Here is a 22,683-nt window from a genome sequence, read left to right as displayed (position 1 = left end):
GTCGGCGCAGCCCTCCGCTATTGCCGCCGAGAGGTGATCACCCGCCGCGTATGCACGGAGTTGGGTCGCGAGCGTCGCGCGTGCTGAGCGGCGCGTCCTGAGCCGTCCAGGGCTCGCGTTCGTACATCTAACTGGCCATCCATCGCTGCGTATGGGAGCGGTCGTCTATGGACGCCGGTGGACTGTGATTCGGGTGGTTGCGGAACGTCGCATGAGTGGCTCAAAGCGCTCGTAATGACTAGGTCATCGGTTCGATTCCGATAAGCGGCTCCAGCAACGCCCCCGGCTTCTGCCCGGGGGCGTTTCTGCTGTTCAGATGCTTGAACCGCCTGACTGAGCAGGGCGCTGCCAGCCGGCACGGGCCTCTGCCCGGGGGCGTGACGCTTTCGGGTGTTCATCTGTGTCCGTCAACTGCGCTTGGCGCACTCCCGCCACCACGCACCGAGCAGATCGCCGAATCGGTCGCGCGCTCGGTCCGGGTCCGGTTCGCACCACGACGGTGTCGAGGAGGTGGGATCGGGCGCGCCGATGGAAAATGGCGCCGACCGCAGTTCGAGTACGGTCCGATGAAACGCGGTGCGCGCATCAAGGGAGAGCAACGAGATGAGACCACTTCGATACTCGATCAACGTCACGCTCGACGGCTGCTGCCATCACGAGGCAGGGCTGCCCCCCGACGAGGAGTCGATGCGCTACTGGACCGCTGAGATGGAACGAGCCGATGCTCTGCTGTTCGGCCGGGTGACCTACGAGATGATGGAGTCGGCGTGGCGGCAGCCGGCCACGGGCACGTGGCCCGACTGGATGGATGAGTGGGAGATCCCGTTCGCCGAGGCCATCGACCGGACGAAGAAGTACGTCGTGTCGAGCACGCTGAGCGGGGTCGACTGGAATGCCGAGCTGGTGCGAGGCGACGTTGGGCAAGCGGTGCAGCGGCTCAAGCAGGAGCCGGGCGAGGGCCTGTTCGTGGGTGGCGTGACGCTTCCCCTGGCGTTGGCAGATCTGGGACTGATCGACGAGTACGTGTTCCTGGTGCAGCCGGTCCTTGCCGGACACGGGCCGACGTTGCTCGCCGGTCTGCGCGAGCGCATCCAGCTCGAGCTCGTGGATCGCCATGAGTTCCGGTCGGGGGCGGTCGCCCTGCGATACCGGCCCGCGCGAGTCACGGCCTGACGTGACGTGTCCTCGCACGTTGGCCGCTGCCTCGCGACGGAACGACGGCTCTCGCGCCTGATGCGTGGGAGGGTTCGGACCGACCCAACCGTGCGGACAGAACGGCTCCGGGCCCCGTCCCCTGCGTTCGTAGCAGGAGGCGGGGCCTTCGCCGTACCCCCGCGGCGAGGGGATCGGACCCGCGGAGGACGGTGACGGCATACGCCCGGGAATGACGAAGGAGCCCACCTGCGCGCGCAGGACGGGCTCCTTCGAGGCTGGTGCGGATGGGGGGGTGCGTGCCAGCCGTGGGGGTGTTACAGGTGTGACAGTAATGAAGCTGTAGGCCCTTGTATGCGTTTTCGGCGAGATTGGGTGGAGAAGTTTCGTAATGATCCTCAATGGGGGTTTTGTGCCCCGCCGGCAGCGGAGACACGGGGCCGGCCCCTCCTCGCGCTCCGGGGACGGTGGGTCTGGCACAGTGACCCGGTGAGCGCGACCCTGCGGGAGCTGAGCCCGGACGTCCTGGCCGAGACGCTCGAGGTGGCCTCCGGCCTCGTCGGCGCCCGACTGCGGGCGATCGGTGAGCCCTTCCCGGGCAGCCGCCGCACCCTCGTCGTCCGCGCCGCCGACGCCGCCGACGCCTCCCACCGTTCGTTCGTGGTGAAGCGCTACCTCGGCGACGAGGGACGGGAGGCGTATGCGAGGGAGGCCTCGGCCCTCGAGGCGCTGGCGGGCGTCGCGCAGACGCCCACCCTCGTGGCGGAGTCCGACGACCCGCGCCTCGTCGTCATGGGAGACCTCGGCGACGGCACCCACCTCGCCGACTCCCTGCTCGGCGCGGACGCAGAGCTCGCCGCCACCACGCTCACCGGGTGGGCCGCGGCGGTGGCCGGGCTGCACCTGGCCGGGCACCACGTGCGAGACGAGTTCGAGGCCGGCGTCCGGGCCCGCTCGGCGGAGCCGATCGACGTCGACTACCTCCCCGGTCAGCTCGCCCAGGCGGCCTCCGAGTGGACCCGGCTGGCCGCAGCCCTCGGTGTGGCCGTCCCCGAAGGCACCTTCGACGTGCTCGCCGCCCTGCCCTCGCGCTTCCGCGTCGACGCGAGCAGCCTCTCGGCCGCGGACATGTGCCCCGACAACAACCTCGTCGGGGATGCTGGGCTGGTCCTGCTCGACTTCGAGTTCGCGCTGTGGCGCCCGATCGCGTGGGACGCCGCCTACCTGAGCGTGCCGTGGCCGACGTGCTGGTGCGCCTGGTCGCTCGAGGAGGCCGCCGCGCGGACGGCCCTCGAGGAATGGCGCGACGCGGTGGCGGTCCAGTGGCCCGACGTGCGCGGCGCCGACTTCGACCACGACCTCGACCTCGCGACAGAGGGGTGGGCCTGGCTGGCGGGCAGCTGGTGCCTCGGCCCGCTCGTCGCCGGCGAGCCCCAGCGGGTCAACCCGGTCAGGCCGATGCCGCGCATGCCCGACCGCGTGCTGCGCTTCATGCGCACCGCCGCCGGCGGACGCGCCCTGCCGGAGCTCGCCGAGGTCGCGCGACGACTGGCCCGTGCCGTCGAGACGACGTATGCCGCCGCCGACGTGCCACTGGCACCCGCCTTCACCGCGGGCGGGTTCCGATGAGCGCGTGGACGACGCGGCGGGCGACCGCCGCCGACGCCGCCGCCGTCGTCGAGCTGCGGGCCCTGATGTTCTCGGCGATGGGCGTGCGCGGCGTCGACGACCCGGGCTGGCGGGAGGCGGCCACCGCGTGGTTCGAACGGGAGCTCGACGGGGGCCGGGCCTGCGTCGTCGTCGCCGTGGACGCGGACGGGCAGGTCGTGGCCGGGGCCATGGGCGGGCTGCGCTTCGAGACCCCGTCGCCGGTCAACCCGAACGGCGTCTGGGGCCTCGTCAACAACGTGGCGACCCAGCCCCGGGCTCGCCGACAGGGGCTGGCCCGGGCCTGCGTCGTCGGTGTCCTCGACTGGCTGCGTGACGAGAGTGACGCGACGGTCGTCGAGCTCTTCGCGACGGGGGAGGGGGCGGGGCTCTACGAGGAGCTCGGATTCGCCCCGACCGCCTGGTCCGCGATGCGCCTCCGCCTCGACCGCTGACGCGCGGCTCCGTTCTGGGGCCGCGGCGCTGACGTGGTCGGGTTCGGGGGCTGGTTCGCGTCGTTTGGGGGCCGCGGCGCCGACGTGGTCGGGTTCGGGGGCTGGTTCGCGTCGTTTGGGGGCCGCGGCGCCGGGGTGGTGGGACGTGCGCGGTCGTGCCAGAGGTGCGCGCTCAGTTTCCAGGTGCGCGGCGCACCGCGCACTGCTGGGTCGAGCCCGCACTCGTGGTGCGACCGCGCACCCGCCAGTCTCGGCTCAGGAGGTCGCGGCGGGCTCGGGCTGGTGCGACCGATGGGACTGAGCCCGCTCGAGAACCCGGCGGGAGCCCCACGACACGAGGACCGCGGCGGCCCCGGCGCCGACCGTGACGGCATACGCAGGCGTGTGTCCGCCCCAGTCGGCCAGGCGGCCGGCGAGAGCGGCGCCGAGCGCGTAGCCGAGCCCGGTGGCCGCGGCGAGCGCGGTCATCGCGGCACCCGTGCGCGACGGCGGCGTGACGCGCTCGCCCAGCGTGAACGTCGTGATCATGTAGGGCGCGACGGTGAGGCCGAGCACGAGCAGGACGGGGACGAGCGCGGTCAGCGACCCGACGAGGAGCAGCGGGGCCGAGAGGGCGAGCAGGCCGACCGCGAACCACCGCAGCCGAGCCGACAGCGCGAACCGTGCCGGCAGCCCCGCGACGGCGAGACCCGCGATGACGCTGCCGACCCCGAGCAGGGCGTGGAAGTAGCCGGTGAGGCCGGGGGAGCCCGCGTTCGTCGCGAGGACCGACGTGCCGGTCTGGACCGAGCCGAAGACCGCGCCGACGAGCAGCTGCGCGGCGCACAGGACGACGAGGGCGGGGGTCAGGAGCCGTCCGACGGCGCCGGTGGCCCTCGACGTCGCGGCGTGCGTGACGGCCGCGGTCTCGTGCAGGGCGAACCACGTGCCGAAGACCGCGAGGCCGGCGGCGGCGAGAGCCAGGGCAGCCGTCGGGCTGGCGACCGAGACGCCGAGTCCGACGAGCGCCGGTCCGAGGACGAAGGAGGCCTCGTCGGCCGCGCCCTCGTAGGAGAAGGCGGCGTCGACGAGGCGGTGCTGACGCGACCCGGTGTCGGCTGTGATCGGGCGCCAGCGCACGCGGGCCAGCGGGCCGATCTGCGGCAGGAGGAGTCCCGCGACCGCGCTCGCGACGGCAGCCACGCCCCACGGGAGCCCGGCGTCGACCACGAGGAGGATGCCGACCAGGCCAGCGGCCCCGGCGAGGGACTGGAGGGCGACGACCCGGCGCTGGCCGAGCCGGTCGGCGCGGGCGCCCCAGAAGGGCGCTCCGACGGCGTTGGCCACGGCGAGCGCGCCGGCGCAGAATCCGCCGGCGCCGTAGCTCCCGGTGGCGGTCGACACGAGCAGGAGGGTGCCGAGCTGGCTCATCGCGAGCGGCATGCGGGCCAGGAAGGCGACGACGATGTAGGTCCGGCCGGTGAGGCCGAAGAGGTGACGGTACGAGTCGATGGGTGACACGAGGGACGCTCCGGATCTGGTCGCGGGGTGCGCGACAGCGGTGCGTGCCTACCCGCCCAACAGGTCACGCCAGATCCCTGTGCACCTCCAGTGTAGGGCGTCGCGAGCCACGGCCCGGTCAACGCCGACGGCCCCGCCGGGAGCGACCGTGTCGTCAGGCGGGGTCCGTGTCGTCACGCGCCGTCCGTGTCGTCACGCGCCGTCCGTGTCGTCACGCGCCGTCCGTGTCGTCACGCGCCGTCCGTGTCGTCACGTGTCGTCACGTGTCGTCCAGCGTCGTCAGGCGTCGTCAGGCATCGTCAGTCGCGGAGGTGGTGGGCGCCGCGGACCGAGGGCGAGAGCCGGTAGATCGCCTCGACGAGGGCGGCGCCCACTGCCCCGACCGCGAGCGACTGCCACACGAGCGGGAGGGGTGCGTCGAGGTTGAAGAACTGGGCGGCGAACGGCCAGAGGAAGGCCGTCGTCGCGAGCCCGACCATGGTGGCGACGAGGGCGGCCTTCCAGAGCCGGAAGGGGCGTGAGAGGACGACGAGGATCCAGAAGAAGACGGTGAGCAGTGTGATCGTCGCGCCGCTGCCGGGCTGCCAGCACGCGACGTCGGCGACGGTCTTGGCCCCCGCGTCGACGGCGCAGCGGGTCGCGAACTCATCGGGCGGCACGCCGTAGCGGCTGCCGGCGAGCAGGTAGGAGGTGATGACGGCGAGGCCCGCGACGGCGCCCGACGGCACGGCGAAGCGCAGGATGCGCCCGAGGAAGCCGGCGAGGTAGCGGCGCTTGTTGGGCCCGAGCGCGAGGAAGAACGCCGGGATGCCGATCGTCACGGCCGACACGAGCGTCAGGTGCCGCGGCAGGAACGGGAAGGGCACGGCGGTCAGCGCGGCGGCGAGGATCGCGACGAGGCTCATCGCGTTCTTGGCGACGAAGAGGTTGGCGACCCGCTCGACGTTGCCGATGACGCGGCGCCCTTCGGCGAGCACGTCGGGCAGGTGCGAGAACCGCCCGTCGAGCAGGACGAGCTCGGCGACGGCCTTGGTGGCCTGCGCGCCGTTGCCCATGGCGACCCCGATGTCGGCGTCCTTGAGGGCGAGCGCGTCGTTGACGCCGTCGCCGGTCATCGCGACGACGTGGCCGTCCGCCTGCAGGGCGTGGACGAAGGCGCGCTTCTGCTCGGGGGTGACGCGTCCGAAGACCGTGTGCGTGGCGAGGGCCTGACGCAGCGCGTCCTGGTCGTCCGGGAGCGTGCGGGCGTCGACCGGCTCGCCGACGTCGAGCCCGACGGTGCGGGCGACGGCGGCGACGGTCACGGGGTTGTCGCCCGAGACGACCTTGATGGCGACGTCCTGCGCGGCGAAGTAGGCGAGCGTCTCCCGCGCGTCCGGGCGCACCTGCTCGGTGAGCGTCACGAGGGCGGCCGGGGTGAGGTCGGCCGGCAGCGTCGCCTCGGTGAGGTGCTCCTCGCTGCGGGCGAGCAGCACGACCCGGCGTCCGGAGTCGGCGAGCTCGGCCACCTGCGCCCGGATCGCCTCGATCACCGCCGGGGGGGACGGCTGCGGGTCGGCGGCGAGCAGCACCTCGGGCGCACCGAGCACCCACGTCGAGTGCTCCGCGAAGCAGGCCGCGCTCCACTTGCGCGAGGAGCTGAACGGGATCGTCTGCGTGCGCTCCCACCCCGGCGGTGCGACGACCGCGCCGACCGCCGTCAGGGTGCCGTTGGCGTTCGGGTCGTCGGCGAGCGCGCCCAGGGCGCAACGGATCTCGTCGGCATCCTGCCCGTCGAGGGGGTGCGCGTGCTCGAACACGATCTCGCCTGCGGTCAGCGTCCCCGTCTTGTCGAGGCACACGACGTCGACGCGGGCCAGGCCCTCGACGGCCGGGAGCTGCTGCACGAGGACGTTGCGACGGGTCAGCTGCACGGCCGACAGGAGGAAGGCCACCGACGTGAGGAGCACGAGGCCCTCGGGCACGAGGCCGACGACGCCCGCCGCCGACCGGATGACGACCTCGCGCCAGCCCTGGTCGCCGACGGTCTGCCACTGCGACCAGATCGCGATCGGCAGGGCGCCGACGATGACCCACGTGATGTAGGTCAGCAGGGTGTTGATCGAGTCCTGGATCTCCGAGCGCGTGCGCGTGAACTTCCGTGCGTCGGCAGCGATCCGGTTGACGTAGGCGTCGGCCCCGACCTGGCTCGCGTGGTAGCGGCCCGACCCTGCGACGACGCTCGTACCCGACATGATGTCGTCGCCCTCGCCGTGCGGCACGGGGTCGGACTCGCCGGTGAGGTTCGCCTCGTTGAGCTCGAGACCGGCGCTCGCGATGAGCGTGCCGTCGGCGGGGACCTCGTCGCCGGTGCGCAGCTCGATGAGGTCGTCCTGCACGACGTCGGTCGTCGGTACGACGCGCACCTCGCCGTCGCGCACGACGCGCGTCGTCGGGGCGTTGAGCAGGGCCAACCGGTCGAGCTTCCGCTTGGCGAGGTACTCCTGCACGATGCCGATGGCGGAGTTGACGACGAGGACGATCCCGAAGAGTCCGTCGGCGAACGACCCCGTCACCATGACGAGGACGAAGAGCGCGCCGAGGATCGCGTTGAAGCGCGTCAGCACGTTGGCGCGCACGATCTCGCCGATGGAGCGCGACGTCCGCTCGGTCAGCCGGTTGACGGCGCCGCGCGAGACGCGCTCGGCCACCTCGGCGCCGGTCAGCCCGTCGGGCCGGGTCAGGGTCGCCCGCTGCCTCGTGCCCTCCGTCGCCCCGGGTGTCGTCACCGGCCCATTGTCGTATGCCGGGTGCTGGCCTCCGTGGCGGAACGCGGGCGAACGCTCGGTGGCGTCGAGCGGGAGGCGGCGGGACGGCATACGCCCGCGGTGGCCGGTGGCGGACAAAGGTTACTGATCGGTCTTCGGACGAGGTCCGGGGCCTCGTCCAGGTCGTGGGACGATGGGGCGCGTGACTGAGTCGATCCAACGTGCCCGCGCCACCACCGCCTCCTACTCGATCACGATGCGGATCCACGCCGGCACCGACCCGGCGGTCATCGGGGCCCTCGCGGTCAAGGTCGCCGAGAGCGGCGGCATCACGACGGCGCTCGACATCGTCGACTCGCACCCCGACCGCCTCGTCATCGACCTCACCTGCTCCGCGAGCAACGCCGAGCACTCGACCGAGGTCGTGGAGGCCGTCGAGACCCTCGAGGGCGTCCACGTCCACCGGGTCTCCGACCGTGTCTTCCTGCTGCACCTCGGCGGCAAGATCTCCGTCGAGTCCAAGGTCAACCTGCGCAACCGCCAGGACCTCGCCATGGCCTACACGCCCGGCGTCGGTCGCGTGAGCCAGGCCCTCGCCGACCACCCGGAGGACGTCCCGAAGCTGACGATCAAGGGCAACTCGGTCGCCGTCGTCACGGACGGCTCGGCGGTGCTCGGGCTCGGCAACATCGGCCCGATGGCGGCGCTGCCCGTCATGGAGGGCAAGGCCGCGCTCTTCAAGCGGTTCGCCGACATCGACGCGTGGCCGATCTGCATCGACACCACCGACGTCGACGAGATCGTGCGCACCGTCGAGCTCATCGCACCCGGCTTCGGCGGCATCAACCTCGAGGACATCGCCGCGCCCCGCTGCTTCGAGATCGAGGCCAAGCTGCGCGAGCGCCTCTCGATCCCGGTCTTCCACGACGACCAACACGGCACGGCCATCGTCGTGCTCGCCGCGCTGAAGAACGCCCTGCGCTGCATCGACAAGAAGCTGCCCGACGCCCGCATCGTCGTCTCCGGCGGCGGTGCAGCCGGTTCGGCGATCGTCCAGCTGCTGCTGGCTGCCGGCGCCATCGACGTCACCGTCTCTGACCGCCCCGGCCTGCTCAACCGGGACGACGAGTCGCTGACACCGGCGTGGCGCGACCTCGCCGAGAAGACCAACCCCCGCGGCCTCACCGGCACCCTGCGCGACGGCCTCCAGGGCGCCGACGTCTTCATCGGCGTCAGTGCACCGCACATCCTCGCGCCCGAGTGGATCAACGAGATGGCCGACCAGCGCATCGTCTTCGCGCTCGCCAACCCCGACCCCGAGGTCGACATCTACGAGGCGACGCAGCGCGCGACGGTCGTGGCCTCGGGCCGCAGCGACTACCCGAACCAGATCAACAACGTCCTCGCGTTCCCCGGCGTGTTCCGCGGACTGCTCGACGCGCGTGCGACCGACGTCACGACCGAGATGCTCATCAAGGCGGCTGACGCCATCGCGTCCGTCGTCACCGACGAGCAGCTCAACCCGAACTACATCATCCCGAGCGTCTTCCAGCCCGACATGAGCAAGACCGTCGCCAAGGCGATCGTCGACTGCGTGCCCAAGGCCCCCGCGAAGAGCATCCCGATGACCGGCGCCAACTGAGGAGCCGACACACCGGATGACGAGCTCGACCCATCCCGGGCAGCGCTACCCGCTCGACGGCCACCGGGCGTGGGCGGTGTGGGCGGCGGCCATCTCGGTCTACGTCCTCGCCGTCTTCCACCGCACCTCCCTGGGTGTCGCCGGGCTCGAGGCCGCCGAGCGCTTCGGCATCAGCAGCTCGCAGCTGTCGACCTTCACGATCCTCCAGGTCTTCGTCTACGCGGCGATGCAGCTGCCCGTCGGGGGGCTGCTCGACCGCTACGGCAGCAAGCGGATGCTCGGGGTCGGCCTGACGCTGCTCACCGTCGCGCAGTTCGGCTTCGCGTTCGTCGAGTCCTTCCCTGCGGCCCTGCTGTGCCGCGTGCTGCTCGGCATGGGCGACGCCATGGTCTTCATCTCGGTGCTGCGTCTCGTCGCGCTGTGGTTCTCGCCGCGGCGCACGCCGATGGTGACGCAGCTGACCGGCGTGCTCGGGCAGCTCGGGGCGCTCGTCGCGGCCGGACCGCTCGCGGCCGCGCTCCACCACTTCGGGTGGACCCCGTCGTATGCCGCCGCGGCCTCCGTCGGCGCGCTCACCGGGGTCGCGCTCGTCGTCGTCGTCAAGGACAGCCCCTACGTCGACCACCACCGGGACGAGCTGAAGCTGCGGGCGATCGCGCGCACCCTCCGCGCGGCGTGGCTCGTGCCGGGCACCCGGCTCGGGCTGTGGTCGCACTTCACGTCGCAGTTCGCCGCCAACATGTTCACGATGCTGTGGGGGTTCCCGTTCCTCGTTGCCGGACAAGGGCTCTCGTCGTCCACGGCCAGCATCATGCTCATGGTCATGGTGGTCACGACGGTCGTCTCCAGCCCTGTCATCGGCACGTTGACGATGCGCTACCCCTTCTCGCGCAGCACCCTCGTGCTGTGGATCGTGGCCGCAGCGATCGCCGCGTGGACGCTCGTGCTGCTCTGGCCGGGGCGGGCGCCGCTGTGGATGCTCGTCGTCCTCGTCGTGCTCATCGCCATCGGCGGACCCGGCTCGATGATCGGCTTCGACCTGGCCCGCACCTTCAACCCGCCGACCCGCATCGGCAGCGCCTCGGGCATCGTCAACACCGGTGGGTTCATCGCGACGCTGACCGCGGTCGCGCTCGTCGGTGTCGTGCTCGACCGGGTGGCGCCGGGCGGCCCGTCGACGTGGGACGTCGACTCGTTCCGGGCCGCGATGACGGTGCAGTACCCCGTGTGGGCGCTCGGGATCGTGCAGATCCTGCGCTACCGCCACAAGGCCCGGCGCGCAGCCCTCGAGGCCGACCCCGCCGCGTACGCCGCCATGCAGGCCGGCCGGTCCGTCACCTTCCACTGACCCCCCGCCCCCCAACCGTCGAGAGGCCACGTCCTGTCGGTGCGGACCCGTCGAGAGGCCACCTGGGGCCGGGTCAGGTCTAGCCTGCTCGGGAGGGAGGCGCGATGGCGACGACGTGGGCCGACGTGGACGAGCTGGCCGGGCGGCTGCCCGGCGCCGAGGCCGGGGTCGCCCACGAGGGGTCTCCCGCCTGGCACGCCGGACGGCATACCTTCGCTCGTCTGCGGTGGGACGACGACGGGCGCGAGCTCGTCCAGGTGTGGACGGGCGAGATGGACACCGAGCCGGCGCTCGCCGACCGGCGCGACACGTTCGTGCGCATCGACACGTTCCGCTACCGCGTCACGATGTGGGCGCGGCTCGACCGCCTCGACCGTAGTGAGCTGGCCGAGCTGCTCCTCGAGTCCTACGACATCCGCGGCGGCCGCCGCCGGCGCGGCACCACCGGCCTCGACGACCTCCTCCGCTGACCTGACGCGCGAACGCGGCGTTCGGTGTCGAGCTCAGCGTTCTACCAGTGAGTTCGACACCGAACGGCGCGTTCGGTGAGGGAGTCGGGGTCGGTCAGGCGTCGCCGACGGTGAGGGCCTCGGCCTCGGTGCGCGACGTGACCTCCTCGGCGCCGTGCCCCGGCGCCTCGTCGAGCGCGCTGATGATCCGGCGAGCCGTGAGGAGCACGAGGACGGCGAGCACGACGGCGACCGAGCCGACCCAGAAGGGCAGGTGGATCGACTTCTCGCCGAGGTTGCCCGCGAGCCACGGTGCCACGGCACCACCGCTGAAGCGGACGAAGGAGTACGCCGCCGACGCGACCCCGCGCGGGGCGGGGGAGACCTTCATGACCGTCTCGGTGATGAGGGTGTTGTTCACACCCAGGAAGGCCCCGGAGACGATGACGCCGACGACGAGGACCGTCTTGTCGTCCGTCCAGATCGCCATCGCGGCGAGGATGACCGCGAAGCCGAGCAGGGCGCCGACGATGCCGGCGAGCGTGCCGAAGCGACGCTGGATCACCGGGGCCGCGAAGACCGACGTGATGGCGAGCAGGACGCCCCAGCCGAAGAAGATGAAACCGATCTCGTGGGCGCCCATCGCGAGCGGGAACGGCGTGAAGGCGAGCAGCGTGAAGAAGCCGAAGTTGTAGAGCAGTGCCGTGATGCCCACGGTGAGCAGGCCTCGGTGTCCCAGGGCGCGCAGCGGCGCGGTGATCGAGGTCGGGTTCTCGGCCGGCGGGGTCTTCGGGAGGGTCGTCAGGGTCGCGACGAAGGCGACGGCCATGAGGACCGCCACGCCGTAGAACGGCCAGCGCCACGAGATGCCGCCGAGCCAGCCGCCGAGCAGCGGGCCGGTGGCGATGCCGACACCGAGGGCGGCCTCGTAGAGGATGATCGCCTGCTTCACCGAGCCCGCGGCGGCGTTGACGATCGTCGCCAGGGCCGTCGCGATGAAGAGCGCGTTGCCGAGGCCCCACAGGGCGCGGAAGGCGACGATGCCGCCCACGGTGTCCTGGCTGCCGGCGAGGCCTGCGCCGACGATGATGAGCGCCAGCCCGAGCAGCAGGGTGCGCTTCGCGCCGACGCGGCTGCTCACCCAGCCGGTGCCGAGCATCGCGATGCCCATGACGGCGAGGTAGCTCGTGAAGAGGAGCGAGACCTGCGAGGGGCCCGCACCGAGCTCGTCGGCGATCGGCTTGAGGATGGGGTCGACGAGGCCGATGCCCATGAAGGAGATCACGCAGGCGAAGGCGATCGACCAGACGGTCTTGGGTTGGCGCCACATGGTGGTGGTCATCCGTCCTTTCGGGTGGGGTGCGGGGCAGGGTCGTCCGCCGCGGCGGCGAGCAGCTCGTCCATGACGTCGATGGCGACCCGGACCCGCTCGAGCGCGGGTCCGTCGAGCTGGTCGAGGGCGGGGGACAGGACGGCCAGTCGGGCTCGGCGCACGCTCTCGAGCGCGGCGTGGCCCTCGTCGGTGAGGGAGATCACCGTGGCGCGCGCGTCGTCGGGGTCGGACGCGCGGCGCACCCATCCCGACGCCGCGAGGCGCTGGAGCTGGGTGGTGATCGTCGGCTGGCTGCTGTGATCGGCGGCCGCCAGGGCGCTGACGCGGGAGGGGCCCAGCTCGTCCAGCAGGGCGAGCAGCCGGGCCTGCGCGAAGGGCACGTCGAACGACGCGTGCCGGCTGGCCCAGCGCGAGAGTCGCGCGGCCGAGCGCAGCAGGTCGTTGCCCAGGGTGGTCGGTTCGGTCACTCGCGCCAATTTACATAGACAACCTATGCATATCAAGCCGGCCCTCGTGTGACAGGTGGGGTGGGGCGCTCACTCGTGTGGCGGCGGGGCGCTCACTCGAGGGCGGCGTCCGCGATGTCGGCGAGGTGGTCGAGGTCGGTGAGGTCGAGGACCTGGAGGTAGAGGCGCTGGGCGCCGGCGGCCTCGAACGTCGCGATCTTCGTCGCGACCTCGTCGGGCGAGCCGGCCAGGCCGTTCGCGCGCAGCTCGTCGAGGTCACGCCCGATGGCGTCGGCACGCCGCCGCAAGGTCGCCTCGTCCCGACCGACGCAGACGACCTGGGCCGCGGAGCACGTGAGTGCTCCGGGCTCCCGACCCGCATCGCGCGCCACCGCGCGTACCCGCTCGAAGAGCCGGCCGGCCTCGGTGGCCGACATGAACGGCGCGTTGAACTCGGCGGCATACCTCGCGGCCAGCGCGGGCGTGCGGCGCTTCCCACCGCCGCCGATGATGATCGGCACGCCACCGTCCTGGGTGGGCTTGGCGAGGGCGGGGGAGTCGACGACGGGATAGTGGGTTCCGTTGTGGCTGAACGTCTTCCCGGGCTCGGTAGCCCAGAGTCCGGTGATGACCGCGAGCTGCTCCTCGAGTCGGTCGAAGCGCTCGCCGAGCGGCGGGAAGGGGATGCCGTATGCCGTGTGCTCGGCCTCGAACCACCCGGCGCCGAGTCCCAGCTCGACACGTCCACCGCTCATCCGGTCGACGCCGGCGACCTGGATGGCGAGCGGTCCGGGGAGGCGGAAGGTCGCGGAGGTGACGAGCGTGCCGAGCCGGATCGTCGACGTCTCACGCGCCAGGCCGGCGAGCGTCGTCCAGGCGTCGGTCGGGCCGGCCCCGCCGTCGCCGCCCATGGCGAGGTAGTGGTCGGAGCGGAAGAAGCCGCTGAAGCCGAGCGCCTCGGCGGCACGGGCCACGGCGAGGAGGTCGTCGTAGGTGGCGCCCTGTTGGGGCTCGGTGAAGATGCGCAGGTCGACGGTCATGCCCCTGCAACCACGGGTCAGGCGCGAACAATCCCGTCGACGACGACCTCGAGCATGGGCCGGACGTCGAGGTCGGCGTGGCTCGTGTCGGCGACGCTCGCGACACCGCTGACGAGACGCATGACGTTGGCGGCGTCGACGCCGGGGCGCAGGTCGCCGCTCTCGTCGAGGTGGTCGATGACGCGGCGGTTGGCGTCGCCCATGACGCGGCACTTGCGGTACATCGGCGACGCGGGGTCGTCCATGGCGGCGCAGATCTTGCTCGCCGCACCGCGGTGCAGGGTGATGTGGTCGATGAAGTGCTCGAACCAGCCCAGCAGCATCTCGCGGGCAGGCAGGCCGGTGGCGATCGCCGCGTCGGCGTCGGCGGACACGCGGTCGGTCCAGTCCTGCATGAGGGCGTCGACGAGGGCCTCGCGGGTGGGGAAGTGGCGGTAGAGCGTGCCCGGGCCGACCCCGGCCCGCTTGGCGATCTCGTCGAGCGAGGAGTCGGTGCCGCGCTCGGTGAAGACGATGCGGGCGGTCGCAAGGATCTTGTCGTAGTTGCGCCTGGCGTCGGCGCGCATCGGGCGAGGCAATTTCTCGGGGCCCTCCTGAGCCGGTCCGTCAGCCGAATCCCCTTGGGTGGCAACAGATCCCGGCGACGGTTCGAGCGTCGCGCTGCCAGCTTCGGCAGGCTTCACGAGGAATCTCCTTGCTAAAACGGAGACAGTCTCCGTATTGTGGGTCAGGCAGAACCGGAGTGGTTCTCCGCTAATCGTAGCGCCGATCGTCGTCACAGAGGAGTCCGGCACCCATGACCACCACGATCCAGCCCACCCGACAGGCCCGCCGCGTCCACCTGTCGCACCTCGCCACGACGCACCGTGCCCCCCTCGTCCCCCGTGGCACGCACGGCACGCACGGCACACACGGCACCGAGGGCACGCACGGCACGCAGGGCGCCGCGACCGACGGCGGCCGTGTCCGCCGCGCCCGCGCCACCTCCTTCACTCCCATGGCTCGTGACCCGCTCACCGACGAGAGCTCGCGCCACCCGTCCCCGTACCACGAATCCTGAGGTCAGAGATGTCGACCAGCACCACCGCGTCACCCACCACCCGACAGCCGGCGTCACCGGCGCAGAGCAACGAGCGGGCCGCCCGGGCCGCCCGCCGCGGCACCATCGGGCTCGGCGTCGTCCTCGTCGCCCAGCTCATGCTCGTGCTCGACGCCACCGTCGTGAACGTCGCGCTCCCGCACATCCAGGCCGACCTCGGGTTCACGCCCGCGGGCCTGTCCTGGGTGCTCAACGCGTACACCCTCGCCTTCGGCGGGCTGCTGCTCCTGGGCGGGCGCCTCGGCGACGTCTTCGGGCGGCTGCGCATCTTCGAGATCGGCCTGGCGATCTTCACCGTCGCGAGCCTGCTCGGTGGCCTCGCCACGTCCCCCGCGTGGCTCATCGCCGCGCGCACCCTCCAGGGCGTCGGCGCCGCGTTCGCCGCACCGAGCGTCCTCGCGCTCGTCACGACGAGCGCCCCGAACGAGGCCGCGCGCAACCGCGGGCTCGCGCTCTTCACGGCCGTGTCGTCCGCCGGCGCGTCCATCGGCCTGCTCCTCGGTGGCATCCTCACCGACTACGTCAGCTGGCACTGGACGCTCTTCGTCAACGTCCCGATCGGGGCCGTCGTGCTCGTCCTCGCGCGCCGCTACGTGACCGAGACGCCGAGGATCCGTGGCCGCTTCGACGTGGTCGGCGCGATCACCGCCACCCTCGGGTCCGTCTCGGTCGTGCACGGCTTCATCAGCGCCGCCGACCGCGGCTGGGCCTCGCCCGTGACGATCGGCTCGTTCGTCGTCGGCGCGCTCCTGATCGCGCTCTTCGTGCGCACCGAAGGTCGGGTCAGCCACCCGCTGCTGCCGCTCGCGCTCGTCCGCAACCGCACCCGCGGTGGCGCGCTCGTGCTCATGGCGCTCGTCGTCGGCGCGCAGTTCTCGACGTTCTTCCTCGTGACGCAGTACCTCCAGCGCGTCCTCGGCTTCAGCCCGGTCGCCACCGGCGCCGCGTTCCTCCCGCTCAGCCTCGCGATCTTCGCGACCTCTCGGGTCAGCGCTCGCCTCGTCGCGAAGGTCGGTCCGCGGCCGATGCTCCTCGTGGGCACGCTGGGCCTCACGGCGAGCTTCGTGTGGCTGAGCACGATGTCGACGACGAGCACGTATGCCGCCCACCTCCTCGGCGCACTGGTGCTCAACGGCGTCTCGGCCGCGCTCGTCTTCATGCCGGTCACGGTCGTCGTCCTCGGCGGCGTCGACCGCGCCCAGGCCGGCACCGTGTCGGGCCTGCTCCAGACCGCGCAGCAGCTCGGTGGCGCCGTGGGCCTCGCGGCCATCGTCAGCGTCTACGCCTCGCAGGCGGTTCCCGGCCAGTTCGTTCCGGGCGTCGAGCCGGCGTTCCTCACGTCGGCGGCCTTCACCCTCGTGGCGCTGCTCGTCGCGGCGTTCGTGCTCCGGCCCCGCCCCGCACGCGTGGTGGCACCGGTCGAGCCGACCCGCGAGACCGTCGCCGTCGCGACCGCGGACGGCGCCGAGGCCCAGTGAGCGCACCTGGCGGCTGACCGGATCTGGCTCCGGCAGATCGAACAGCAGATCGAACAGCAGATGGACCGGCGTCCGGTGGGGTGATCACCCCACCGCACGCCGGTCCATCGCGCATCTCACCTGCAAGCCCCGCCCTGAGGCCGCACCGCCGCCGGAGACGGCTGACCCCCGCGACCCGGACGGGTGGCGGGGGCCAGGCACACGGCATACGGACGCTTGCGGGCAGGTGTTGCGGGAGGCTCAGTGCCCCTGTGGCATCGCCCAGCGGGCCGTCGAGACGCCCTGCTCCTTGGCGCGCTCGATGGCCTCGCTGATGATCTTCTCGGCGGCCTCGCGGTTGCCCCAGTCGGAGCCCTCGACGTGCTTGCCTGGCTCGAGGTCCTTGTAGCGCTCGAAGAAGTGCTGGATCTCCTTGAGCGTGAACTCGTTGACGTCGCCGATGTCCTTGATGTCGACGTTGCGCGGGTCGACGGGCACGCACAGCACCTTGTCGTCACCGCCCGCCTCGTCGGTCATGTGGAAGACGCCGATCGGGCGGGCCTCGACGACGACGCCGGGGAAGAGCGGCTCGGGCAGCAGCACGAGGGCGTCCAGGGGGTCGCCGTCCTCGCCGAGCGAATCCTCGATGTAGCCGTAGTCGGCGGGGTAGGCCATGGGCGTGAAGAGGTAGCGGTCGAGGCGGATCCGACCGGTCTCGTGGTCGACCTCGTACTTGTTGCGCTGTCCGCGCGGGATCTCGATGGTGACGTCGAACTCCACGTCTTCCCCTTCTTCACGGTCTTCGGGTGGCGGCTCGGGTGCCGAAGCACTCGCCGGCGGCTGACAGAATCGTCCGCGACAGTGTGGCAGCAAGGACGGTCCTTGCGCGAAACAGCGACGGACGATCGGACGGGGGGAGACGCGCGATGGCGCACGAGACGCAGCCGGGTCGACGCGGTCCCCGCCTCACCTACGGCATGGCTGCCGTGTGGTCGGCCGTCGCCGTGCTGCTCGGGTATGCCGTCCTCGACGTCGCCGATGCGGCGCCCGGTGCGCTGACGGTGCAGCCCCTGCCGCCGCCCCCGCCCACCGAGACGATCGCGACGCGGACGCTGCCCTCGGTCCCGCAGCCCACCATGGCGACCTCCGTCGCCCCGCCGTTGCCGTCGCTGGCCGGCGACACCGCCGCCCCGTCGGCGGCGGGCATCGAGCAGGCACTCGCCTCGGTGCGGGCCCTGCCGGCGCTGGGCGACTCGGCCCTCGTCGTGCGCGACGGGCAGACCGGCGAGGTGCTGCTCGACCAGGGCGGCGACGAGCTGCGCATCCCGGCCTCGACGACGAAGCTGCTCTCGGCGGCGGCCGTCGGCCAGACCTTCGCTCCCGACGAGACGCTGCGCACCGTCGTCCGCGAGGGTGACGAGCCCGACCAGATCGTCCTCGTCGCCGGCGGCGACTCCCTGCTCAACCCGGGCAAGGGCGACCCCGACGCGGTCGCGGGCCGTGCCGGCCTGCGCGACCTCGCCGACCAGGTGGCCTCGGCCCTCAAGGCCCGGGGCACCGGCAGCGTCAGGCTCTACGTCGACGAGACGTATGCCGCCGGGCCGACGACGGCTCCGACGTGGGCCCCGACATTCCGCAGCTCCGGCATCACCGGCGCCGTGGCGATGCTCGGGCTGTCGACCCAGCGGGCTCACGGCGGGTCGCCCGGCCCGGCCGACCCCGTCGCCTCCACCCGCGCGGCCTTCGCCCGGCAGCTCGAGGCGCGCGGGGTCGACGTGACGCTCGCCGCGCGCGGTCAGGCTCCGGGGGTCCCCGGCTCGCCCATGCCGACGCCCGCCGGCACCGGTGCGCCGTCGGCGACGCCGTCCGACGGTGCGACCCTCTCCGAAGGCGGCACGTCCACGGCAGGCGCGCAGGCGCCGACGACCCCGGCTGCCACACCGACGGTGCCGGCGAGCGGTCCCGGCTCCGTCCTCGGCAGCGTCGAGTCCGCGCCCGTGCGCGAGCAGCTCGCCCTCGCCCTCACCGACAGCGACAACGCGCTGACCGAGATCCTCTCCCGCCAGGCGGCCTACCGCTCGGGGGCCGGCACCGACTTCGCCGAGGTCGGCTCGTGGGTGGTGTCGCAGGTGGCGGCGCTCGGCCTCGACACGACGGGCGTGACGCTCTCCGACGCGAGCGGCCTGTCCCGCGAGAACCGCGTCCGCGCCTCCCTCCTGTCCGACGTGCTCGTGCTCGGCTACGACGGGAAGCACGCGGTGCTCCGGCGTGCTCTCGACGGCCTGCCGATCGGTGGCCTGACCGGCACCCTGGCCGACCGGTTCACCGGGGCCGACCACGACGCGGCGGGCCGCGCACGCGCCAAGACCGGCACCCTGACCGGGGCCAACGCCCTGGCCGGGAGCGTCGTCGACGACGACGGTCGGCTCCTCGTCTTCGTGGGTATGGTCGCCGGAGTGGGAACCAACGACGCGCGAGCGGCGTTGGACCGTTTTGTAGCGGCGATCGCCTCGTGCGGGTGCCGCTGACGGGCCGGTGGGCCGCTCGGGGTCCTGGTGCGCGACCGTGGTCGTGACCTCTCCGTGTGGCCGGCTGGGCCACCCAGACACCTCGCGCGACGTCGACACCGTCACGGCACCGAAAGGGCTGGCATGACCGACACGACCCTCCCGACCCCTGTGGACGCCAACCGTCCCGACCGTCCGGGGGGTGGGGCACCGGTCGCGTCCGTCGACTACGAGTTCGCCAAGCGGACCGGACGGGCCATCGTCAACCCCGGCCCCCAGGTCTCGAGCGACGAGGCCGCGGCCATCGTCGCCGACCTGCGCGCGGCCGCCGCCTCCGCCGTCGGACCCGTCGCCGAGACGAGCGCCCTGACGGCACCGGCCGACGCGCCCGCGCCCCTCGTCGTCGACCGCGCCGGCTGGATCAGCGCCAACGTCGACTCGTTCAGGTCGATGCTCGACCCCGTCGTCGACAAGCTCAACGCGGCGAAGAAGTCGTCGACGAACGCCACGGCCGCCGCGATCGGTGGCAAGGTCACCGGCGCCGAGATGGGCGGGCTGCTCGCGTTCCTCTCGAGCAAGGTGCTCGGCCAGTACGACCTCGCCCCCGGTGGCACGCCGCGCCTGCTGCTCGTCGCCCCCAACATCGTCGCGGCCGAGCGGCGCCTCCAGGTCGATCCCACGGACTTCCGGCGCTGGGTCGCCATGCACGAGGAGACCCACCGCGTGCAGTTCACGGCCGTGCCGTGGCTGCGCGACCACATGGTGTCCCGCACCCAGGCGCTCGCCGTCGACCTCGCGCCCACCCCGGAGGACCTCTCCAAGCGGTTCGAGCAGCTGACGAAGAACCTCCCCGAGGTGTTCAGCTCCGGCGAGGGCATCGGCCAGCTCTTCGCGACACCCGAGCAGAAGGCCCAGATCGCCGAGCTCACCGCCGTCATGTCTCTGCTCGAGGGCCACGCCGACGTCGTCATGGACGCGGTCGGCCCGCGGGTCATTCCCAGCGTCGACGAGATCCGCCGCAAGTTCGACGAGCGCCGCAACAGCTCGGTCGGCATCGACCGCCTGCTGCGCAAGCTGCTCGGCCTCGAGGCCAAGATGCGCCAGTACCGCGACGGCGCCGTCTTCGTCCGGGCCGTCACCGACCAGGTGGGCCGCGACGGCTTCAACGCCGTGTGGACCTCGCCCGAGACCCTCCCGCACGCCGCCGAGATCCTCGAGCCGGACGCCTGGGTGCGTCGGGTCCACGGCTGAGCGATGCGAGGTCCCGCAGAGATGCCCGGTCCCGACCCCGCCGTCGCCGCCACCCGCCTCGCGGTGCGTGAGCACCTCGCCGACGTGCCCGAGGGCAGTGTCGTCCTCGTCGCCTGCTCGGGCGGTCCCGACTCCGTGGCGCTCGCAGCCGCGCTCGCCTTCGAGGCGCCGCGCTCCGGCGTGCGAGGTGGCGCCGTCGTCGTCGACCACGGTCTGCAGGAGCGCTCCGCCGAGGTGGCCGAGGACGCCGCGGCCGTGTGCCGCGAGATGGGACTCGACCCCGTCGACGTCGTCCGCGCCGACGTGCGCACCAGCGGCGCCGGGCTCGAGGCCGACGCCCGCGCGGCCCGCTACGCCGCCATCGAGCGGGCCGCCGACCGCGTCGGTGCCGCCGTGGTGCTCATCGGCCACACCCGCGACGACCAGGCCGAGCAGGTGCTGCTCGGCCTGTCCCGTGGGTCGGGTGCGCGGTCGCTCAGCGGTATGCCGGTGCGCCGGGATCGCTTCGTGCGTCCCCTCCTGGGCCTGCCGCGCGCGACCACCCTGGCCGCCTGCGCGGCCTACGGCATCAACCCCTGGGACGACCCCCACAACAGCGACGACTCGTTCCGGCGGGTCCGCGCCCGCAGGCTGCTCGCCACCCTCGAGTCCGACCTGGGCCCCGGCTTCGGCGCGGCGCTCGCGCGCAGCGCCGACCTGCTGCGCGAGGACGCCGACTACCTCGAGAGCCTGGCCGTCCGGGCCCGCGCCGACCTGCCGACCGGCCCGGCCGGCGACGGTGTCGACCTCGACGCGCTCGCCGCGCTGCCCCGGGCGATCCGCACCCGTGTCTGGCGGCTGCTGGCCGCCGAGGCGGGCGCACCGCTCGCCGACGTCAGCGCCGCGCACGTCGAGTCGCTCGACGCGCTCCTGACGTCGTGGCACGGACAGGGCCCGCTCCACGTGCCCGGCGGCATCGCCGTCGCCCGCACCGGTGGTGCCATCGTCTTCAGCCCCCTGCGCCAGACCGCCAACGCGTGAGCGCGACGGCGCCGCCCGGTGCCGCCCGGTACCGCCCGGCGCTTCCCGGCCCTTCCCGGCCCTTCCCGGGCCGCCTCCCCGGCGGGGACGGCGCCCGTCCCGGTGCGGTTGAATGGACCCGCCCCGCACGACCCTGCACCACCCCGCATCGCACTGAGGAGCCTTCGTGGACCACGAGCACATGGGAGATGACCTGGCCAAGGTCCTGTTCACCGAGGAGCAGATCCAGACCCGCCTCTCCGAGCTCGCCGCCGACATCTGGAAGGACTACGAGGGCAAGGAGTTCCTCCTCGTCGGTGTCCTCAAGGGTGCCGTCGTCGTCATGGCCGACCTCATGCGTGCCCTGCCCGGCACCGCGCCGATGGACTGGATGGCGGTCTCGTCCTACGGCTCCGGCACGAAGTCCTCGGGTGTCGTCCGGATCCTCAAGGACCTCGACACCGACATCAGCGGCCGCCACGTGCTCATCGTCGAGGACATCATCGACTCCGGCCTGACGCTGTCGTGGATCAAGTCCAACCTCGAGTCGCGCAAGCCGGCGTCGGTCGAGATCTGCACGCTGCTGCGCAAGCCCGACGTCGTCAAGGTCGACATCCCCGTCAAGTACGTCGGCTTCGACATCCCCAACGAGTTCGTCGTCGGCTACGGCCTCGACTACGCCGAGAAGTACCGCAACCTCCGGTGCGTCGGCACCCTGGCCCCGCACGTCTACGCCTGACCGCGGCGGGGACCGGTGACCTTCTCGATCGTCGCCCGCCAGGGTGACGCCCACGGCATCGCCGTCGCGAGCAAGTTCCTCGCCGTCGGTGCTGTCGTCCCGGCCGCCCGCCTCGGCGTGGGTGCGGTCGCCACGCAGTCGTTCGCCCGCGTCGCCTACCTCGACGAGCTGCTCGACCGCCTCGCCGCGGGTGAGCCGGCCGACGTGGCGCTCGCCGCGGCGACGGCGCTCGACGAGGGCCGCGAGACCCGTCAGGTCGGTGTCGTCGGGCTCGGCTCGGCCGCCACCTTCACGGGCTCGGAGTGCAACGAGTGGGCGGGGGGCGTCGCGCGCGACGACGGCGACACGGCATACGCCATCCAGGGCAACATCCTGACCGGGCCCGAGGTCGTCGCGGCCATGGAGCGCGCCTGGCACGACACCGCCGGGGAGCCGCTGGCGCGGCGGCTGCTCGCGGCGCTCGTCGCCGGTGACGCCGCAGGCGGCGACTCCCGGGGGCGCCAGAGCGCTGCCATGTATGCCGTCGAGCCGGGTTCCGGCTACGACGCGTGCGGGGTGCTCGCCGACCTGCGCGTCGACGACCACGCCGACCCGGTCACCGAGCTCGGCCGCCTGCTCTCGGACTGGGAGATGTACTTCGGAAAGCCCGAGGACGTCGCGCCGCTGCAGGGTGGGCTCGCCGACGAGGTGCGTGCACTCCTCGCGGCCAAGGGCTTCGCCGACGCCGATGTCGCGACCGCGCTGGCCGACTGGGCCGGCAACGCGAACTACGAGGCCCGCCTCAGCCCCGACGGCATCGACCGCCGGGTCCTCGAGGCCCTCCGCGCCGCCACCCCCTGACCCACCCTGCTCGCCCGAACGCCGCGTTCGAT

At 72.6% G+C, this 22,683-nt stretch carries 21 protein-coding genes; 13 read left to right on the top strand and 8 right to left on the bottom strand.

Annotated elements, in window-relative coordinates:
• Positions 1-407: 407 nt before the first annotated feature.
• A complete protein-coding gene (locus tag ASD90_RS23835; RefSeq protein ID WP_162260220.1) occupies positions 408-635 on the bottom strand; it encodes a hypothetical protein in 228 nt (75 codons plus the stop codon).
• Here ASD90_RS23835 and ASD90_RS19415 point away from each other — a divergent pair.
• The 3 genes from ASD90_RS19415 to ASD90_RS19405 all read left to right on the top strand — a co-directional run bounded on the left by ASD90_RS19415 (position 604) and on the right by ASD90_RS19405 (position 3,254).
• Positions 604-1,173, top strand: a complete 570-nt coding sequence (locus tag ASD90_RS19415; RefSeq protein ID WP_056760055.1) for a dihydrofolate reductase family protein — start codon at positions 604-606, stop codon at positions 1,171-1,173. The genes ASD90_RS23835 and ASD90_RS19415 overlap by 32 nt on opposite strands.
• Before the next feature lie 468 nt (positions 1,174-1,641).
• Positions 1,642-2,781 carry a hypothetical protein gene (locus ASD90_RS19410; RefSeq protein ID WP_056760053.1) on the top strand — a complete coding sequence of 380 codons (1,140 nt, stop codon included), beginning with the start codon at positions 1,642-1,644 and terminating at the stop codon, positions 2,779-2,781.
• A complete protein-coding gene (locus ASD90_RS19405; RefSeq protein ID WP_056760051.1) occupies positions 2,778-3,254 on the top strand; it encodes a GNAT family N-acetyltransferase in 477 nt (158 codons plus the stop codon). The genes ASD90_RS19410 and ASD90_RS19405 overlap by 4 nt, the downstream gene beginning before the upstream one ends.
• Before the next feature lie 255 nt (positions 3,255-3,509).
• Here ASD90_RS19405 and ASD90_RS19400 read toward each other — a convergent pair whose 3' ends face one another.
• The gene (locus tag ASD90_RS19400) at positions 3,510-4,754 is read right to left on the bottom strand and encodes an MFS transporter (protein WP_056760049.1); all 1,245 of its coding nucleotides are present in this window, start codon (positions 4,752-4,754) and stop codon (positions 3,510-3,512) included.
• A gap of 299 nt (positions 4,755-5,053) precedes the next feature.
• On the bottom strand, positions 5,054-7,522 hold the full coding sequence (locus tag ASD90_RS19395; protein WP_056760305.1) for an HAD-IC family P-type ATPase: 2,469 nt from the start codon (positions 7,520-7,522) through the stop codon (positions 5,054-5,056).
• 172 nt (positions 7,523-7,694) lie between these two features.
• Here ASD90_RS19395 and ASD90_RS19390 point away from each other — a divergent pair, with 172 nt between their 5' ends.
• The 3 genes from ASD90_RS19390 (at position 7,695) to ASD90_RS19380 (ending at position 10,961) form a co-directional block, all read left to right on the top strand.
• Positions 7,695-9,143, top strand: coding sequence for an NAD-dependent malic enzyme (locus ASD90_RS19390; protein WP_056760047.1), 1,449 nt, complete (start codon positions 7,695-7,697; stop codon positions 9,141-9,143).
• A 16-nt stretch (positions 9,144-9,159) separates the two neighbouring features.
• A complete protein-coding gene (locus ASD90_RS19385) occupies positions 9,160-10,491 on the top strand; it encodes a nitrate/nitrite transporter (protein ID WP_056760045.1) in 1,332 nt (443 codons plus the stop codon).
• A gap of 104 nt (positions 10,492-10,595) precedes the next feature.
• A complete protein-coding gene (locus ASD90_RS19380; RefSeq protein WP_056760043.1) occupies positions 10,596-10,961 on the top strand; it encodes an MmcQ/YjbR family DNA-binding protein in 366 nt (121 codons plus the stop codon).
• A 94-nt stretch (positions 10,962-11,055) separates the two neighbouring features.
• Here ASD90_RS19380 and ASD90_RS19375 read toward each other — a convergent pair whose 3' ends face one another.
• The 4 genes from ASD90_RS19375 to ASD90_RS19360 form a co-directional block, all read right to left on the bottom strand.
• Entirely contained in the window at positions 11,056-12,282 is a 1,227-nt protein-coding gene (locus ASD90_RS19375) for an MFS transporter (RefSeq protein WP_082588872.1), read from the bottom strand.
• Positions 12,279-12,740 (bottom strand): MarR family winged helix-turn-helix transcriptional regulator, encoded by a 462-nt coding sequence (locus ASD90_RS19370; protein ID WP_056760041.1) that lies wholly within the window; start codon positions 12,738-12,740, stop codon positions 12,279-12,281. The genes ASD90_RS19375 and ASD90_RS19370 overlap by 4 nt, the downstream gene beginning before the upstream one ends.
• A gap of 92 nt (positions 12,741-12,832) precedes the next feature.
• Entirely contained in the window at positions 12,833-13,759 is a 927-nt protein-coding gene (locus tag ASD90_RS19365; RefSeq protein ID WP_056760039.1) for an LLM class F420-dependent oxidoreductase, read from the bottom strand.
• A gap of 17 nt (positions 13,760-13,776) precedes the next feature.
• The gene (locus tag ASD90_RS19360) at positions 13,777-14,325 is read right to left on the bottom strand and encodes a TetR/AcrR family transcriptional regulator (RefSeq protein ID WP_056760037.1); all 549 of its coding nucleotides are present in this window, start codon (positions 14,323-14,325) and stop codon (positions 13,777-13,779) included.
• Positions 14,326-14,555: 230 nt separating this feature from the next.
• Here ASD90_RS19360 and ASD90_RS19355 point away from each other — a divergent pair, with 230 nt between their 5' ends.
• Together ASD90_RS19355 and ASD90_RS19350 are read left to right on the top strand one after the other, a co-directional pair.
• Positions 14,556-14,819 (top strand): hypothetical protein, encoded by a 264-nt coding sequence (locus tag ASD90_RS19355; RefSeq protein WP_056760035.1) that lies wholly within the window; start codon positions 14,556-14,558, stop codon positions 14,817-14,819.
• 8 nt (positions 14,820-14,827) lie between these two features.
• Positions 14,828-16,336 (top strand): MFS transporter, encoded by a 1,509-nt coding sequence (locus ASD90_RS19350; protein WP_082588871.1) that lies wholly within the window; start codon positions 14,828-14,830, stop codon positions 16,334-16,336.
• Positions 16,337-16,576: 240 nt separating this feature from the next.
• On the opposite strand, the gene ASD90_RS19345 is transcribed toward ASD90_RS19350, so the two are convergent.
• Entirely contained in the window at positions 16,577-17,095 is a 519-nt protein-coding gene (locus tag ASD90_RS19345; protein ID WP_056760033.1) for an inorganic diphosphatase, read from the bottom strand.
• 146 nt (positions 17,096-17,241) lie between these two features.
• Between ASD90_RS19345 and ASD90_RS19340 the strand changes: the two genes are divergently transcribed.
• The 5 genes from ASD90_RS19340 (at position 17,242) to ASD90_RS19320 (ending at position 22,651) form a co-directional block, all read left to right on the top strand.
• Positions 17,242-18,843, top strand: coding sequence for a D-alanyl-D-alanine carboxypeptidase/D-alanyl-D-alanine-endopeptidase (locus ASD90_RS19340; protein ID WP_056760030.1), 1,602 nt, complete (start codon positions 17,242-17,244; stop codon positions 18,841-18,843).
• Positions 18,844-18,966: 123 nt separating this feature from the next.
• A complete protein-coding gene (locus tag ASD90_RS19335; RefSeq protein WP_056760029.1) occupies positions 18,967-20,073 on the top strand; it encodes a zinc-dependent metalloprotease in 1,107 nt (368 codons plus the stop codon).
• Positions 20,074-20,094: 21 nt separating this feature from the next.
• Positions 20,095-21,093 carry a tRNA lysidine(34) synthetase TilS gene (tilS, locus tag ASD90_RS19330; RefSeq protein WP_056760027.1) on the top strand — a complete coding sequence of 333 codons (999 nt, stop codon included), beginning with the start codon at positions 20,095-20,097 and terminating at the stop codon, positions 21,091-21,093.
• A 166-nt stretch (positions 21,094-21,259) separates the two neighbouring features.
• Complete coding sequence (hpt, locus tag ASD90_RS19325) at positions 21,260-21,811, top strand: hypoxanthine phosphoribosyltransferase (protein WP_056760026.1); 552 nt, start codon at positions 21,260-21,262, stop codon at positions 21,809-21,811.
• Between the two features lie 15 nt (positions 21,812-21,826).
• Positions 21,827-22,651 (top strand): DUF1028 domain-containing protein, encoded by an 825-nt coding sequence (locus ASD90_RS19320; protein ID WP_056760024.1) that lies wholly within the window; start codon positions 21,827-21,829, stop codon positions 22,649-22,651.
• Positions 22,652-22,683: the final 32 nt, after the last annotated feature.

Source organism: Terrabacter sp. Root181 (assembly GCF_001428505.1).
GTDB lineage: Bacteria > Actinomycetota > Actinomycetes > Actinomycetales > Dermatophilaceae > Terrabacter.
The sequence above is the reverse complement of the archived record's forward strand: the minus strand, read 5'-3'. Positions and strand labels throughout refer to the sequence as shown.